The organism is Wolbachia endosymbiont of Drosophila tristis (assembly GCF_028981745.1).
GTDB lineage: Bacteria > Pseudomonadota > Alphaproteobacteria > Rickettsiales > Anaplasmataceae > Wolbachia > Wolbachia pipientis.
Genome location: NZ_JAPQLN010000113.1, coordinates 43743 through 59626 on the forward strand (window position 1 = coordinate 43743; position 15884 = coordinate 59626).

At 34.6% G+C, this 15884-nt stretch carries 14 protein-coding genes, 1 tRNA gene and 1 pseudogene; 6 read left to right on the forward strand and 10 right to left on the reverse strand.

Going from position 1 to position 15884, the window contains the following annotated elements:
* Nucleotides 1-2: 2 nt before the first annotated feature.
* The 4 genes from OZD64_RS06225 to OZD64_RS06240 form a co-directional block, all read right to left on the reverse strand.
* Nucleotides 3-572 (reverse strand): nucleotide exchange factor GrpE, encoded by a 570-nt coding sequence (locus OZD64_RS06225; RefSeq protein WP_182282656.1) that lies wholly within the window; start codon nucleotides 570-572, stop codon nucleotides 3-5.
* 61 nt (nucleotides 573-633) lie between these two features.
* Nucleotides 634-1620, reverse strand: coding sequence for a polyprenyl synthetase family protein (locus OZD64_RS06230; protein ID WP_274999532.1), 987 nt, complete (start codon nucleotides 1618-1620; stop codon nucleotides 634-636).
* Between the two features lie 10 nt (nucleotides 1621-1630).
* Nucleotides 1631-1951, reverse strand: a complete 321-nt coding sequence (rpsP, locus tag OZD64_RS06235; protein ID WP_006279266.1) for a 30S ribosomal protein S16 — start codon at nucleotides 1949-1951, stop codon at nucleotides 1631-1633.
* Between the two features lie 401 nt (nucleotides 1952-2352).
* Nucleotides 2353-4161 carry a peptidylprolyl isomerase gene (locus OZD64_RS06240; RefSeq protein ID WP_095742751.1) on the reverse strand — a complete coding sequence of 603 codons (1809 nt, stop codon included), beginning with the start codon at nucleotides 4159-4161 and terminating at the stop codon, nucleotides 2353-2355.
* Between the two features lie 331 nt (nucleotides 4162-4492).
* Here OZD64_RS06240 and OZD64_RS06245 point away from each other — a divergent pair, with 331 nt between their 5' ends.
* Nucleotides 4493-5095, forward strand: coding sequence for a cell cycle transcriptional regulator TrcR (locus OZD64_RS06245; protein WP_010082495.1), 603 nt, complete (start codon nucleotides 4493-4495; stop codon nucleotides 5093-5095).
* Between the two features lie 199 nt (nucleotides 5096-5294).
* Entirely contained in the window at nucleotides 5295-6698 is a 1404-nt protein-coding gene (rho, locus tag OZD64_RS06250; RefSeq protein WP_007549497.1) for a transcription termination factor Rho, read from the forward strand.
* Nucleotides 6699-6864: 166 nt separating this feature from the next.
* On the opposite strand, the gene OZD64_RS06255 is transcribed toward rho, so the two are convergent.
* Both OZD64_RS06255 and OZD64_RS06260 read right to left on the reverse strand, forming a co-directional pair.
* Complete coding sequence (locus OZD64_RS06255) at nucleotides 6865-7341, reverse strand: RDD family protein (RefSeq protein WP_010082496.1); 477 nt, start codon at nucleotides 7339-7341, stop codon at nucleotides 6865-6867.
* 22 nt (nucleotides 7342-7363) lie between these two features.
* The gene (locus tag OZD64_RS06260) at nucleotides 7364-7900 is read right to left on the reverse strand and encodes an RDD family protein (RefSeq protein WP_038199117.1); all 537 of its coding nucleotides are present in this window, start codon (nucleotides 7898-7900) and stop codon (nucleotides 7364-7366) included.
* Between the two features lie 144 nt (nucleotides 7901-8044).
* On the opposite strand from OZD64_RS06260, the gene icd reads away from it, so the two are divergent.
* The 3 genes and pseudogenes from icd to nth all read left to right on the forward strand — a co-directional run bounded on the left by icd (nucleotide 8045) and on the right by nth (nucleotide 11501).
* A complete protein-coding gene (gene icd, locus OZD64_RS06265; RefSeq protein WP_038199115.1) occupies nucleotides 8045-9463 on the forward strand; it encodes an isocitrate dehydrogenase in 1419 nt (472 codons plus the stop codon).
* Between the two features lie 82 nt (nucleotides 9464-9545).
* Nucleotides 9546-10832 (forward strand): annotated as a pseudogene (locus tag OZD64_RS06910) (molecular chaperone DnaJ).
* A gap of 30 nt (nucleotides 10833-10862) precedes the next feature.
* Nucleotides 10863-11501 (forward strand): endonuclease III, encoded by a 639-nt coding sequence (nth, locus tag OZD64_RS06290; RefSeq protein WP_010082499.1) that lies wholly within the window; start codon nucleotides 10863-10865, stop codon nucleotides 11499-11501.
* A gap of 117 nt (nucleotides 11502-11618) precedes the next feature.
* Here the strand turns inward: nth and dapE are convergent, their stop codons facing one another.
* Entirely contained in the window at nucleotides 11619-12815 is a 1197-nt protein-coding gene (gene dapE, locus OZD64_RS06295; RefSeq protein ID WP_038199113.1) for a succinyl-diaminopimelate desuccinylase, read from the reverse strand.
* 42 nt (nucleotides 12816-12857) lie between these two features.
* On the opposite strand from dapE, the gene OZD64_RS06300 reads away from it, so the two are divergent.
* Nucleotides 12858-14114: an iron-containing alcohol dehydrogenase gene (locus OZD64_RS06300; protein ID WP_010082501.1), complete on the forward strand. Its 1257-nt coding sequence runs from the start codon at nucleotides 12858-12860 to the stop codon at nucleotides 14112-14114.
* Nucleotides 14115-14284: 170 nt separating this feature from the next.
* On the opposite strand, the gene OZD64_RS06305 is transcribed toward OZD64_RS06300, so the two are convergent.
* The 3 genes from OZD64_RS06305 to OZD64_RS06315 form a co-directional block, all read right to left on the reverse strand.
* Nucleotides 14285-14357: transfer RNA gene (locus tag OZD64_RS06305), tRNA-Met, on the reverse strand.
* Nucleotides 14357-15649, reverse strand: coding sequence for an adenylosuccinate lyase (purB, locus tag OZD64_RS06310; protein ID WP_038199106.1), 1293 nt, complete (start codon nucleotides 15647-15649; stop codon nucleotides 14357-14359). Before purB ends, OZD64_RS06305 begins: the two co-directional genes overlap by 1 nt.
* Nucleotides 15646-15879 carry a hypothetical protein gene (locus tag OZD64_RS06315; RefSeq protein ID WP_080717629.1) on the reverse strand — a complete coding sequence of 78 codons (234 nt, stop codon included), beginning with the start codon at nucleotides 15877-15879 and terminating at the stop codon, nucleotides 15646-15648. The genes purB and OZD64_RS06315 overlap by 4 nt, the downstream gene beginning before the upstream one ends.
* Between the last annotated feature and the right edge of the window lie 5 nt (nucleotides 15880-15884).

Genomic DNA, 15884 nt, shown 5'->3' on the forward strand with positions numbered 1-15884 from the left:
TGCTAATCGTTTCCACAATCAGCAGATTTCTTAGAAAGAATAACCATTGCAGGGCGGAGCAACCTATTTTTGATAGTATAACCAGTTTGTAGTACCTCTACAATGGTGCCAGGCTCTTTTTCATTGTCTTCTCTTTCCACAACAGCTTGGTGTAAATTACTATCAAAAAGCTCACCAAGTGGGTCTACTTCCTCTATTCCATGTTTTTTTAGATCATTTATAATTTTTTGATAAGCTACTTTAATCCCCTCATGAACAGGATCACCGTCTTTCAAAATTTCCATTACTCTTTTTAAATTGTCGCACGAGTCGATCATATCACGTGCAAGTTTTGTGACTGCGTAGTCACTTGCATCGCTAATTTGCTTTTGCATTATACGTTTGACGTTTTCATTATCTGCAACAGCACGGCGTAAATGATCTTCAAGCTGAACTGCACGTTCTTTTAATGTATTGAGATCTTCATTTAAATCATCAGTTTGCTTATGGTTATCACTTTGTTGGTCGTCACCTTTCTGCCTACTTACCATATCAGCAAACTTCTTCTTTTTCTCCTTACTGCTATCTGACATATCATTACCCTTAAGAATCTAATAAATATATAACAATTAATCTGAAAATATCAAGCGCCAGCTACATTCGTCTTTCTATGCTCGCATTTAAAAAGTTAATTAAAGTAGTTTTATAAAAAGAATCAGAAAAAGTACTAATATCATTTTGTGCTATATTAATGTAGTGTCTAGCTTTTTCCATAGAAAGCTGAATGGCATTATGGTGATTAATATAGTGTAATGCTTGGTCAAAATTGTGTCTAGCTGAAGAAAAGCATTTTTTCCAGAATTTTTGCTCTGCTGGACTGCCCTTTTCGTATGCTATAATAGCAGGTAAGGTGACTTTACCTTCGAAAAAGTCTTTTCCGACTTGCTTTCCAGAAGTGCCTTGATTAGCAGTATAATCGAGCATATCATCAACTATTTGAAATGCCATACCAAAATTAAAACCAAAATTCTTTAGCCTCTCTGTTTCGTCATTTGTTGCACCAGATACTGTTGATGCAGCTTCACAGCATGCAGAAAATAAAGATGCTGTCTTTTCTCCAATGATATCAAAATAATTTTCCCTGACTGTGTGGGGGTCAAAGCGTGCTGTCATCTGCTTTATTTCACCCTTCACAAGTAAATGCGATGCTTTAGATAAAATAGAGAGAATATTTAAATTTCCACACTCTATAAGCCATCTAAATGCTAGAGTCAACAATAGATCACCAACTAAAATGCTTGATTTATTCCCCCAAATCTTATTCGCTGTTTTAACTCCATGGCGTGCCTCACTTTCATCGAGCACATCATCATGAAGTAAAGTAGCATTGTGTATAAACTCTACCGATGCAGCAACGTTGATCCTATTCTCCCCAGAATAGTTTAGCATTTTACATATAATAAAAACTAGTTTAGGCCTTATTTTTTTCCCACCTGACCTAACAAGATGAGATATAATATCAGTAGCAAGCTTAGCATCTTCATCATTGACATTTTTGAAGACAAAGTCATTCATAGCTGACAAATCAGAAGATACAATATCGTCTAATTTATCGCTGTTTGTTAAATCAGTATTTAGCATTTTAAGAGACTTATGCCTCTTGCCCTTGTGCTTTCTCGTTCTCTACTTTCTTCTTTTCTGTTTTCTTTGGTTCTGTTTCTAAAGTTACTATGCCTTTTTTGATAAACCACAGTACTCTTTCAGTTGCCTGCGCGCCTACACTTAGCCAATGTTTTAATCTATCAGCTTTCACCACAACACGATTTTTATTGTCTTTTGGTAACATTGGATCATATTGTCCTATTTTCTCAATAAAACGCCCATCTCTTGGTGCTCGTGAATCAGCTACAACTATCCTATAAAAAGGGCGTTTCTTTGCGCCAAACCTCGCCAACCTTATTTTAACTGCCATGTTAACCTTTATTCATATATTAGCCACAATTTTATACAATGAGCCGTTTTAAGTCAAATGAATTATACAGCTTTTGCACCTTATAATATAATTACCAATAATGTAGGGCAGTGCCGGGCGCACAGCTATACGAACATTCATTTTTGAAGGTAAATTGCACAGCAAATGGTGTCATTCCAGTGCTTGACACTGGAATCCAGCCTTTTTTTAATCATTAAAACGTTGTATTTTAACATAAAACGGCTACTTTTATGCTTACCAACTTAATAAAATTCCTGGATCCCAGTGTCTGGGCACTGGGATGACATCCTTTCTAGTGAAGATTGCTCTCAAATCGCAATGTTCGTACAGTTGTGTGTCTGGGCACTGGATGCGTTTGAAGCAGCTTATAAGATTTTTGATTATATATCATCAAGTATAGCGTGATTAACTTCGACTTTATACTTTGATTCCAGATAGCTAATTAATTGCTCTTTTAGCGATATCATCACACGTTTTCCGGTGTCAAGCGTGTTTAATTTGCCATTTGATGAATGCATTTCTTTTAGAACACCTATTATAATTTCATTATTGTATTGAATAGGATCTGTCACTGAACCAGTTGTTTTCATATTGAAAATCTCTTCTACAAAAGAAAAGGGGTAGTTTTGTTGATCCACTTTATTGCGGTGCATCTGCTGACCTTTAACTAATTCCACACCTTGAATTTCTTCCAAATCTGTTTTTTCTCTTAGTTGAACTGCAACCTCTTGCCCGAATTTAAACATTCTTTCTTTTATAAACTCACTACGCCAAAGCTCTACCGCTAATGCCTTGCCTTCTTCAAAACTTTGCAATTTGGGTGGAAAGATATCGACGATTTTTACACTAACAACGGCGTCCCCAACACCCTTAAAATAACCTTTCTGATCCTTTTCTCGCGAAAAAATGAAAGAAATCAAATCACCAGAATCTCCTACGTTATTACCGCTTTGATCTTTTCCACTCGCATCTACTGGACCAATAGTTTGTATAGGTAAATTATATTCACTCAATATTTCTTCAATTTCTGAACCATTGTATATCTTATAGTTCACTTGGTTTATGAAATCATTGACTCTTTCAAAAGACTTTTGGTTAGTTAGAACTGACTTTATGTCTTTTTTTAAATCAACTAAGTCTTCATCAGAGATTTGATGCGCACTTTCCACTTTTACTATGTGCCAACCAAAACTGCTTGCTAAAACTTCACTTACTTCACCTACTTTAAGAGCAAATACCTTCTCTCTCACGTCTTCTGGTAAAAAATCCTTAGTTATATTATTTACTCTAGTTTCCTCAAGTTTTGCTTTGCCAAACTCTTCTACTATCTGTTCAAAGCTTGTTTTACCCTCCTCAAATGCTCTTCTTGCTGTCTCAGCTTCTTCTTTGGTAGAAAATATTGCATTGAATATATCTCTTTGATTTTTAAGTTCTTGTTGTTCTATTATACCATCAACTTCTTCATCTGAGATCTTGATTTGATCTTCAAAATACTTTTGGCCTAGGGAAATATATTGCGCAGTTCGATACTCAGGATAATAAAAATGGGATTTATTTCTTTCGTACAAATCAAGTAAGGCTTGATCATCTGGTTCAGGAATGTTTGTAACTGCATCTTCAGTTATTTTAACAATATCAACTACTCTAGTTTGGTAGCGACTTTTGTATATCTGCTCATCAATTTTCTCGCCAAAAGTTACTGGATAATTATCTTTAAATAATGAAGTCATGAACATCATTGCAGGCAGGACTTTCTCTAGCTTTGCTATATACTCTTTCTCTGTCATATGCAGGTCATTTAGCGTTTCATAGAATTTATTTTTGTCAAATTCACCTTTATCATTTTGAAAGTATTTGGTGTTTTTAATATGGTTTTTTATAGATTCTTCTCCAACTGTCAACCCCAGCTCACTAGTTAGGTTAAACAATAGTTTTTGCTCTATAAGTGCGTTAAGCAAATCATATTTCAGCTTTTTTACTTGTTCTCTACTCGCATCAGATCCAGAAATTTGTTTTCCATAATTTTGATATAGCGACTTATACTCATCTGACGTTATAACTTCTTTTCCAACCCTAGCTACCTCTTCTTTTTCATCATCACCTGATAAAAGGTTGCCAATTCCCATGAAGATTAACAAGCAAGCTAAAAGGACAACGGTTACTTTAGTGAAAAAATTTTTAACATTCATTTTAAACCCAGTTAATTAATGATTAATTATAGAATAGTGATAATTTAATGCTTGTAAACCTGTTGCTTTATTAGCTAATATATATAATATTACAATATATTAACTTAAAATTTAACTCTCTAATCTTAAATAGGAACATATGTTTAACTGAGTTATACTATACCTTAGGAAGGGGAAATATTTTGTTTGAAATATGCTTAAAGGTAAGCGCATTTAATTAACTTAAGAGGTGGGAAGTGACAAACAAAAAGTTATTGAATGACAAAATTAATGCTTTTTTAGTTTTAATAGTTTATATTTTAGCTCTGTATAACAGTAAGGGATACTTTAAATGGGAGATGCTTTTTTGATGTCAATGGAATCTTCTAAGGGCAATAACGATAGAAATAAACAGTTTCTAGTGCAAATAGCTGCTTGGTTAGTAGACAACACTGGTTTAACTTTTAATCAAATAGCACAATGTTGCAGATTGGCCCTTGAAGAAGTACAAGACATAGCTGATGAGGAAATAGAAGTAGAAAAATATAACCCTATTATTTCTGGAATAATTACTGAAAAAGAAATCGATGATTGCAAAAAAAATCCAAATCGTGTACCAAATTTGATTATAAAAAATATAAAAAAAAGGAGTAAAGCGATTGGTAGCATTCTTGGCTTTGCCTCTACGGCAAGACGTAGAGATAAACCTGATGCGATTTATTATTTAGTAAAAAAATTTCCTATCTTGGACAATAACGTTATAGCTAAATTAATTAGTACAACAAATTACACAGTTGAGCAGGTAAGAGATGGATCTCATCATAACATGCAAAATATAAAACCCCAAGATCCTGTACTACTCGGCTTATGTAGTCAAGAAAATTTAGAAGCAGAAGTGGAAAAAGCAAAAGTAGAAGAGGAGAAGCAAGAAAGGTTAAAAAAATATAAAGAATAGCTATTGAAAATCCTCAAATTTTTGTGTTTTGTTAACATTAAATTAACTTGACTTGCTAGTGTTTATTAGTATAATGTAAGTAAAGTACGGGGTTTAATGATAATTAAGCTTAATACGCACTGAAACTAACTCAGCCTAATTTATTATCTTATAGTCACATTTTAGGTTAGTAAGCATCAATTAAAATTTTTGGAGGATTATGACAACAATCAATGAAGATGTTTTGGCAAAAGGAAAGGTTACAGCTCAACCTGAAAAAAGTGAGCAAATTTACAATAACGATACAGTAAAACAGATGGTCAATGAAGGTACTGAGAAAAACAGAAAAACATTAGATCTGAGCGAATTAAAAGAGAAAACAGCAGAAGAATTGTTAGAGTTAGCTGAAGAAAGAAAAATTTCAACTAACGGTAAAAGCAATGGTAGAATGCTAAAGCAGGAAATAATATTCAGCTTAATGAAAAAAATGAGCGAAGAAGGAGGCATAACCACAGGGAGTGGAATAGTGGAAATATTGCCTGATGGTTTTGGTTTCTTACGTTCAGCAAGTGCAAATTATGCCCCAAGTACCGATGATGTTTATATTTCTAACGGGCAAATAAAGAAGTTTAATTTACGTACAGGAGATATGGCATATGGAGAAATAAGGCCACCTGGTGATAAAGAGAGATATTTTACTTTAACTAAGGTTCAAAGTATAAACTCTACTGAAGTAAGTGAATTAAGAAAGTACGTACATTTTGATAATTTGCTTCCTCTTTATCCTGAGGAAAGCATAGTACTTGAGTGTAATAATGGTGATGATAAAAAAGGCTTAAGCATGCGTGCTATAGATATAGTAGCTCCTCTTGGAAAAGGGCAAAGAGCGTTAGTAGTTGCTCCACCTCGCACAGGAAAAACTGTATTGCTTCAGCAAATGGCTAACTCTATAGCTATAAATCACCCTGAAGTAGAATTAATAGTGTTACTTATAGATGAAAGACCTGAAGAAGTAACAGATATGATACGTTCTGTAAAAGGTGAGGTAGTAAGTTCTACATTCGATGAGCCTGCTTACCGTCACGTACAGCTTGCTGAAATAGTAATAGAAAAAGCTAAAAGAATGGTTGAGCATAAAAAAGATGTGGTAATTCTACTTGACAATATTACTAGACTTGCACGTGCTTATAATGCGGTTATTCCTTCGTCTGGGAAAGTTCTAACTGGTGGTGTAGATTCAAACGCACTGCAGAGACCAAAACGCTTTTTTGGAGCAGCTCGTAATATTGAGAATGGGGGTTCTTTAACTATAATCGCCACAGCTCTTATAGAGACTGGTTCAAAAATGGATGAAGTTATTTTTGAAGAGTTTAAAGGTACAGGAAATGCTGAGATCATACTTGATAGAAAACTTTCTGATAAACGTATATTTCCAGCTATTGATATTACAAAATCCGGAACAAGGAAGGAAGAGCTATTAGTTGATAAGGCTATACTAAATAAAATATGGGTGGTGCGTAGGATACTCAATCCTATGGGACCCGTTGAAGCAATGGAATTTTTACGTGACAAACTACTTTTAACAAAGAGCAATGCTGACTTTTTTAACTCCATGAATCACTAAAAGTAAGCCAGTTATGATGGATATGCTGAGCAAAAAGTAAAACGCTCTTATAGCTAAAATAATTTGGATTTACCAAAATATATTTATAGTTAAGTTGGCAATTTACCTTAAGTTAGCGCGTGACACTGGAATGACACCCTTGGTGGCAGACAGCTAAAGGAAAATATCAACTAGGTTTATAATCTATCACTACCGTGTTTGCAATTTTGTCGTGAAAAGCTTGTTTATGTTCATCACCTACTGCACATACTAAAACTAAGATTAGTATAGCTAAGAATAAAATGGGATTACAAAGTGATATGCAATAAATTATAAAAAGAGCTATAGTCCTTTTCATTGCTTGCATTGTAGTGATTGACTCAAATGTATCTTTGTCTTTTACACGCATGCTAAATAACAAGTGTCCTGGAGTGCCGCCAAATTTTACTAGCATGAATATATGAAATATACATGGTATCATTAAAAATAAAGAAAATACAATCGTGGTGATTACAATTATTGCACCCATGATCCCTTGTATTGCGTGTGTAAGTGAGAAATCCACCGCCATTAAACCAAATGGTATTGCGATAAATAAAATACAATCAACTATAAATGCTAGAGTACGTCTTGTCATCGTTGAGTAGTTTACTTTTTTATCCATGTACTACCTATAAAGAAAAATATCAACTAGATTTATAGTCTATCACTACTGTTTTTGCAATTTTATCGTAAAAAGTCTGTTTGCGTTGATCAAATACTGCAAACAAAAATAAAATTAGCACAATTAAAAGATATAGAAAAGTATAACCATGATAATGCAGATGAAGCAAAAAGCGAAAAATAATCCAGATGCTTCCCTGAGAAATACATCTTATTGTTGCTTGCATAAGGGTAACATTTGTAAATGTATTAGCATCTTTAATATGCATACCACACAATAGTTTTCCTGGGGTACCACCAAGTTTTGTTACCATTAATATTTTGGATATTGTTAGTACTAATGTTGCGACCACTGTAGAAACTATAAATGGTATTTCTGTTGCTAGTTGTGCAAGTTCCTGAAAAGAGTCTTTATCTTGATCTTGTAATGATACGATGAATACACCATAGATAAAACCGAAGATAAAATGAGGGGAAAATATGATGAGGTCAAGTATTTCTGCTACAATACGCCTTGTAAATCCTACATAATTTACTTTAACATTTATTTCAGTATTCATAACCCACCTATATTTCATAATATCATCATATGATATAAAAATACGTTATTAAATAACCGTAAATATACTAACTTGGGTAATATTAGCTACTTGTGCCACTCTATTATTTAAATTAATATTAAATCATTTATAACTAGGGAAGTTATGTCAACACTAATCACAGTTGCATATGGCGACGGTATCGGACCAGAAATCATGGAAGCGGTGCTGTCGATATTGCGCGAAGCAGAAGCGGAAATCTCAATAGATATTATTGAAATAGGGGAGCGTGTTTACAGTAAAGAATGGTCTCACGGAATTTCTCCAAGTGGTTGGGAATCAATTGAAAGGACAAAAATATTATTAAAATCTCCGACAACAACTCCTCAAGGTAAAGGGCACAAAAGCTTAAACGTTGCACTCAGAAAAAATCTAGGGTTGTATGCAAATATCAGACCATGCATTTCATATCGTCCTGTTATAGAAAATAAATTCGATAAGTTTGATATCGTAGTGATACGTGAAAATGAAGAGGACGTTTACACCGGAATAGAGCATAGGCTCACTGGTGACTCTTACCAATGCACTAAAATTATTACTAGATCTGGCTCAGAGAAGATATGCAGGTACGCTTTTGAATATGCAAAAAAACACAACAGAAAAAAAGTAACTTGCCTGACTAAAGATAACATCATGAAAATGACTGACGGAACTTTCCATGCCGCGTTTGATCGCATTGCAAAGGAATACCCAGATATAAAGGCAGAACATTATATAGTTGATATTGGAATGGCGCGTGTTGCAACAGAACCGGAGAATTTTGATGTTATAGTAACCGAGAACTTATATGGCGACATATTATCAGATATAGTCGCACAAACCTCTGGATCTGTGGGGCTTGCCGGAAGTAGCAACATCGGGAATGAATACGCAATGTTTGAAGCAGTGCACGGTTCTGCCCCTGATATTGCAGGAAAAAACATAGCCAATCCTTCTGGTCTTTTAAATGCTGCAGTGCATATGCTAATTTACATAGGTCAAGTGGGTACTGCAAAACTAATCTACGATGCATGGCTCAAGACTTTGGAGGATGGAATACACACTGCCGATTTATATAAGGAGAAAAGAAGTAAACAGAAAGTTGGTACAAAAGAATTTGCAGAAGCTGTTATAGACAATCTAGGAAAAAAACCGAAAACATTATCTGAGCTTATAATTGGCAGTGATCCAAATAGTAAAGTGGATAAAATACAGGATAATTATGAACAGGATTATAAGATTAAAAAACTAGTGGGTAGCGATATAACGCTTGCCTGGAGTAAGCCGGCTGACTTTGACCAAATAGTGAAGTTGTTTGAAACAAGTAATCCGCAGATTATAGCAATATATTCAAAAGGCCTTGCGATTTGGCCAGGAAGTTCAAAGTCTTCAAGTGACCAAATAACCTGCAGGTTCATTGCAAATAATGAAATTACAAATAGTGATGTGAATAACTTGCTAATCAAATTTGAGGAACATAATTTTGATGTGGTGAGAATGGATAAGTTGTATTTGTATGATGGGAAAGAGGGTTTCTTCTCTTAGTGGTTGCTTGATATTTTTATGCTTGTGTGAAACATTAAATATATTATACTAATAGTATCGTGTATTTATGTGAGGTGTAGTAATGAGTGAACATTTTAAGTTAACTAGTCAGGAGTTTTATGATAATAATGATCTGTTTAACGTACTAGAGATAAAAGCTGAACAAATTGTAGGTAAGGATTATCAAGCTCTTAGCAAGTTTCTGAAAAAACAATATAATAAATTGATACTTGTAAACCATCCTGACAAAGGTGGAGACAAAAATAGATTTGATCAGATTTATAAAGCTTATCAAGAGCTAAAAAAGTACATTGAACCTTTAGGTCAGGAAATCCTTGTGTTAAAGTCAGTGTTGGTGCTGAAAGTGATGGGCGTTTAACGGCAAGAGAGTTTCACTATAGGAGAAGTTTGTTTAATAAGCTAAAAATAAGTTTAGAGGAAGATGCTGTAGGTAAAGATTTTGATGGATTGATTTCTATACTAAAAAGAAATGACTATTCGTTTAAAAAAGATCTAGAAAAATGCATGAAACTCCAAGCTCAAATAAATAGGATTTTGCAAAATCCAAATTTAGATAATTTTAAGAAGAGTGTAGAAAGTACAAAATTAATGAAAGAGCTATATCAATATATAACAAAGCCAAGCATACAATTATATTACTCCTCTAGAAGAAAAGAGAAGCCTAGTTAAAGAAGATAAGAAAGCATTAGCGTTGAAATTTATAGAGCGTAAAAATGCTCTACTGCTTGTCCCAAAAATAAGTCTTCTGCCTTTAGCTCTATTAACTACAGTTACTATAGGTTGCTATTTTTCATGGTGGATCATAGGATTTAATATCATTGCTGGTAATGCCTCTCATTTATTAGTAAATTATTATATGAAAAAGTATAAAAATTCAGAAATTTCCACTGATGAATTCATGAGTAAAATAAACTATATCACGCTAGGCAATAAGCTTCTTATCAACTATCCTTTAGCTGCTTTTTCTGTTTATCTACTTACAACAAATTTCATTGCTAATAGATTAACTGTTGGTGGAACCATACTTGGTTCACTATTGTTATTGGCAGTATTAATTGAAATGTTAGCTCCTGTTTTCTCAAAAGGCTGTGAAATATATGCTGAAAAGCACACAAAAGATTTACTAGAAGAGGATCCAAGAGATAGGGTACAAAAGGAAACTGACCTGTGAGGATGGTATGATCCACGAAAACTGTTAATGCCAATTGTTATGCCTCTTATTAAAAAGTGTTTTGCGGAAGTGGTAAGCGAATTTGCTGAGAGAAATTTTGATGAAGTGAACACTAATGTGTCTGATGTTAATACTGAAGGACTATCTAAGCCTCAAGGAATTGAATTTGCACAGTAACCAGTGTAGTATAGGCTTTTAGCTCTATGCATGGACTCAAAAAAAGTAGAATTGATATTTGAAAAGTTTCAAGAATCAAATTCTGCACCAAAAATAGAGCTAAATTATATCAATCATTATACGCTTCTGGTCGCAATAGTTTTATCAGCACGGACGACCGATGTAAGCGTTAACAAAATTACAAGAGAACTTTTTAATATCGCTGATACGCCAGAAAAAATGCTGAATCTTGGGCAAAACGAGCTAAAAAAACGTGTAAATAGTATCGGTTTATATAATTCCAAAGCAAAAAATATAATCGGGCTCAGCAAAATATTGATTGAGAGGTACAATAGCAAAGTGCCTACTGATTTCGATGATTTGGTGTCTTTGCCGGGAGTGGGAAGAAAGAGCGCTAATGTGTTCTTAAATTCGGGGCTTGGCATTCCAACATTGGCAGTTGATACTCACGTTTTTAGAGTGAGCAATAGAATTGGGCTTGTGAAAGAAAAAGATGTGTTTAAAACAGAGCAATCTCTTTTAAATGTGGTTCCCAAAAAATACCTGCTTTATGCTCATCATTGGCTAGTTTTGCATGGTAGATATGTTTGCAAAGCACAGAAACCTTCGTGTGAAACGTGCATAATTCATGATTTATGTGAATTTGAGTGCAAAAGGTATAAAGTCTAGTATTTCTTCTTTTGTCATCCAAGTAGCTATAGAAACGAAAAAACTTACTTGACACATTTTGCTGGAATGACACCAGTTGTTATTCAGACAACAGTTATGCAAGAGATCTGATTACATCTAAGCTAACAATGGACCACTAGATATATTACTAACTACGTTGACCTGATTCAATATTTTATTAGTGGGATTGAAATAATTTTCTATAAATTCCTTATATATAGCTGTTAACTTGTGTATATCGTTTACTGATACGCATTCGTTTATCTGATGTGCAGTTTTGTTGATTATACCAAATTCAATCACTGGACAAACATCTTTGATAAACGCAGCGTCAGATGTGCCACCACTTGTGCTAAGTATAGCATCAATGTTGGTAACCTTACTTATTGCATCAAGCATAATATCAGTATTTCTATCGGGAGTAGAGAGGAAAACGTCCCTGCTGCTATGCATAGAAAGTTTATAATCGTTAGTTACACTGGAGCATATTTCATCAATCAGCTTATATAAGCCACCCGGTGTTTGTTCATTGTTATATCGAATGTTAAAACGTGTAGTTGCTGAGCCAGGTATTAGATTGCTAGTATTATTTCCAACATCGATAGTAGTAACTTCGCAATGTGAAGGCTGAAAATATTTATTACCATGATCAAAAGTAGTATTTTTTACCTTACTCAATATCGATATTACCTTATATATTGGATTGTCTGCTAGGTCTGGGTAGGCAACGTGCCCTTGTTTTCCATGGCAAATTAATTCAAATGTTACAGAACCTCTTCTGCCTATTTTTATGGTATCACCTAATTTCTCACTACTGGTTGGTTCGCCAACCACACAAAAATCTATCTTTTGCTGCTTATTTTTCATCCATTCCAAAACTGCCTTTGTTCCATATTCTTCCATGCTTTCTTCAGCACTGGTAATCAATGCACTTATTGAACCATTAAATTGAAACTTCTCTGCAATCAAATTTACCATAGCAGCAATAAATGCAGCTACTCCGCTTTTCATATCAGCGGCCCCTCTTCCATATAGCATTCCATCCCTCACTTCTGGTTTAAATGGACCAAATGCCCAATCTTTTAACTGACCCGGTGGTACAACATCAACGTGCCCAGCAAAGCACAAATTTGGTACTCCATTTATATATTTCGCATAAAGATTTTTAACTTTATCACCAAATTCTAAAATCTCACAATCAAAGCCGCTCTTCTTGAAGATTGTTGCTATATACTCTATTGCCCCGCTGTCTTCTGGTGTTATACTCTCAAAAGAGATCAATTTCCTAGTTAGCTCTACAGGGTCAATTTTCATGTCAATCTTAAAATACTTATACTGCTATATTGTAAACACTCTATGCACTATTTAAAACAAATATTACATCAAACCGAACAAACTTTTCTAAGGGAAGTAATAACAGATTACCACCTTGCTGATGATATCTATGAAATATGCACACAACACGGAAATGACATCTTTCTAGTTGCAGATGAAAATACAGCAAAACTTTTAAACAAAAACGTATTTAATAAAATTTCTCATTTAATTATTCCAACCCCACCTGCCATTCCAGTGTCACGCGCTGGGATGACATCAAGTAGAGAAATGACACCAAGCAGAGCTGCCTCTCTTGAAACCGTAAATCTAGTGAGAAACAAAGTAAAAGACAGTGACTTAATAGTTGCATTTGGTAGCGGCACCGTTAACGATATCTGCAAATATGCAAGCTACCTCGAGAAAAAAGATTATATATCCTTTCCAACAGCCGCTTCTATGAATGGATATACATCCGCAAATGCTTCAATATTAGTAAATGGATATAAAAAATCGTTCAAAGCACATCTTCCAAGAGCAATATATATAGATATAGACATACTTGCCAATGCGCCACTGCGCCTCACATTAAGCGGATTTGCAGATTTCATTTGTCGTTCAACAGTTCAGGCTGACTGGCTACTATCTCATTTGTTGCTTAGCACAGAATACAATGAATTACCTTTTACACTTGTTCACGATTTGGAGCAAATTTTGCTAAGAGAATATACGGCGCTTACTAAAAGAAGTGGAAAAGAGGTCCTATTACTTATGGAAGTTCTACTAATTTCAGGACTTGGAATGGTGATGTCAAAAGGCAGCTATTCTGCAAGCCAAGGAGAGCATATGATAGCTCACGCAATGGAAATGGTAACAAAAGATTATTCCTCACTACATGGTGAAAAAATTGCTGTCACAACGATTACTATGGCTAATTTACAGGAAAAGATATTATCAATACAAAACCCGATTATCAAACCGACCACTTTAGATGTAAAACATATAACTCAGTACTTTGATAATATCGAATTTGTAAGAACTTTTGAACAGAAGCAAATTATGCAGCAAAAAATCCAAGAGATTATTTGTAAAGAATGGCATAATATTTCCAGTTTAATTAAGCAAAATTTACTACCTGCAAAACACCTGCAAAAAATATTTGAAGATCTATCAATTCCACACTTACCAGAGCACCTCAGTTGGAATAAAGAACAATATTGTAAAGTGGTCGATCTTGCGTTTACAACAAGAGATAGATTCACCTTTCTTGACTTAGCTAACTGCATAGAAGAAAGTTAAGTTTTGTAGTGAAATTCTGTCATTTAAAGAGATCATAGGCCAAAAGCTAAACCCTTTTCACAATCTCTTATCCATTGTCTCCTCACCTGAGTGGATATACAACTCATTCCAAGTAACTGACACTGGGTTTCACCAATAGCACTGCTTTGCTAAACATAGTTTAGTTCGAGTGGCTGAGGAGGGACTTGAACCCCCGACCAAGAGATTATGATCCTCCTGCTCTACCAACTGAGCTACTCAGCCTAATTAAAAACCTTATTATACACACGATCTATATGTTTCGTATAATACTTCAAATCAAACAAAGATTCAAGTTTTTCCGAGTTAATAACCTTAAGTAAGGGTTTATCTTGTTTCAATTCGGCCAGAAAATCACTGTTGTTTTGTTTCACTTTCATTGCATTGCTCTGAACAATTTTATACGCCTCTTCCCTCGCCAAACCACTATTTACTAACTCAAGCAATACACGCTGTGAGAAAACTAAACCTTTTGAAGAATTTAAGTTCTTTTCAATGTTTTCCTTATTGATCACCAATTTATCTATCAAATCTGTTAATCGCACTAAAGCAAAATCCATTGTTATACAAGCATCAGGAGCAATGCATCTTTCCACAGACGAGTGTGATATATCACGTTCGTGCCACAATGCAACATTTTCTAACGCAGGAAAAACATAACTGCGTATTAAACGTGAGAGTCCAGTCAGATTTTCACTTAAAATAGGATTACATTTGTGTGGCATAGCAGAGCTTCCCTTCTGCCCAGTGGAAAAATGCTCAGAAATTTCGCCGATTTCAGTTCTTTGCAAATGACGAATTTCAACAGCAACATTTTCTATTGAACTTGCAATTACTCCCAAAACTGAAAAGAACATGGCATGTCTATCACGAGGAATGATTTGAGATGATATGGTTTCAGGTATGAGTCCCATTTCTTTCGCTACATATTCTTCAACAAACGGATCAACATTTGCAAAATTGCCTACTGCACCTGATATTTTACAAATTGAGATCTCTTTTTGCGCGCTCATTAATCTCTGATAATTGCGTTTAAATTCAGCATAAAATCTGGCAAATTTTATTCCAAGAGTTGTTGGTTCTGCATGCATTCCGTGACTGCGTCCAACACAAACAATATCTTTATAGTCCTCAGCTTTTTTTTTCAATGCTGCAAGTAAATTTTTTAGATTCTCGAGCAAAATATCACAGGACTCTTTCAGTTGCACCGCAAGGCATGTATCCAAAACATCAGAACTTGTCATTCCATAATGAAGATAACGAACATCAACTCCCGCTTTTTTAGCAATATATGTCAGAAAAGCTATAACATCATGTTTTACAATGGATTCAATTTCGTTGATACATTCAACATCAAATTCAATAGCACCAGAGAGGTTCTCAGCAATATTATTCGGAATCACTCCTAACTTTGCTTGAGCTTCACACGCTAATTTTTCTATTTTAAGCCATATATTAAATTTATTATTTTCCTCCCAAATGGAAGACATTTCTTTTCTGCTATAGCGGGGAATCATTCTTGATTTATTCCAATAATGGTGTCATTCCAGTGCGTGACACTGGAATCCAGATATAAAAGTATTTGCAAATTATTCAATGGACAACGGATTCTAGAAGCATAAAATAATGTCCATGATGAAATAAACTGGATCCCAGTGTCACGCACTGGGATGACATGAGGGAAGCACTGGGATGACACCAGCTTAGCCATGGCAGACATTTCTTTACGACTATAACAAGGGATCATCTTTG

Coding starts and splice junctions, on each gene's coding strand:
- rho (WP_007549497.1), top strand. CDS start 5,295: ATGACAACAATCAATGAAGATGTTTTGGCAAAAGGAAAGGTTACAGCT.
- OZD64_RS06315 (WP_080717629.1), bottom strand. CDS start 15,879: ATGATCCCTTGTTATAGTCGTAAAGAAATGTCTGCCATGGCTAAGCTG.
- OZD64_RS06260 (WP_038199117.1), bottom strand. CDS start 7,900: ATGAATACTGAAATAAATGTTAAAGTAAATTATGTAGGATTTACAAGG.
- dapE (WP_038199113.1), bottom strand. CDS start 12,815: ATGAAAATTGACCCTGTAGAGCTAACTAGGAAATTGATCTCTTTTGAG.
- OZD64_RS06245 (WP_010082495.1), top strand. CDS start 4,493: ATGGGAGATGCTTTTTTGATGTCAATGGAATCTTCTAAGGGCAATAAC.
- purB (WP_038199106.1), bottom strand. CDS start 15,649: ATGATTCCCCGCTATAGCAGAAAAGAAATGTCTTCCATTTGGGAGGAA.
- OZD64_RS06240 (WP_095742751.1), bottom strand. CDS start 4,161: ATGAATGTTAAAAATTTTTTCACTAAAGTAACCGTTGTCCTTTTAGCT.
- OZD64_RS06230 (WP_274999532.1), bottom strand. CDS start 1,620: ATGCTAAATACTGATTTAACAAACAGCGATAAATTAGACGATATTGTA.
- icd (WP_038199115.1), top strand. CDS start 8,045: ATGTCAACACTAATCACAGTTGCATATGGCGACGGTATCGGACCAGAA.
- OZD64_RS06225 (WP_182282656.1), bottom strand. CDS start 572: ATGTCAGATAGCAGTAAGGAGAAAAAGAAGAAGTTTGCTGATATGGTA.
- nth (WP_010082499.1), top strand. CDS start 10,863: ATGGACTCAAAAAAAGTAGAATTGATATTTGAAAAGTTTCAAGAATCA.
- OZD64_RS06300 (WP_010082501.1), top strand. CDS start 12,858: ATGCACTATTTAAAACAAATATTACATCAAACCGAACAAACTTTTCTA.
- OZD64_RS06255 (WP_010082496.1), bottom strand. CDS start 7,341: ATGGATAAAAAAGTAAACTACTCAACGATGACAAGACGTACTCTAGCA.
- rpsP (WP_006279266.1), bottom strand. CDS start 1,951: ATGGCAGTTAAAATAAGGTTGGCGAGGTTTGGCGCAAAGAAACGCCCT.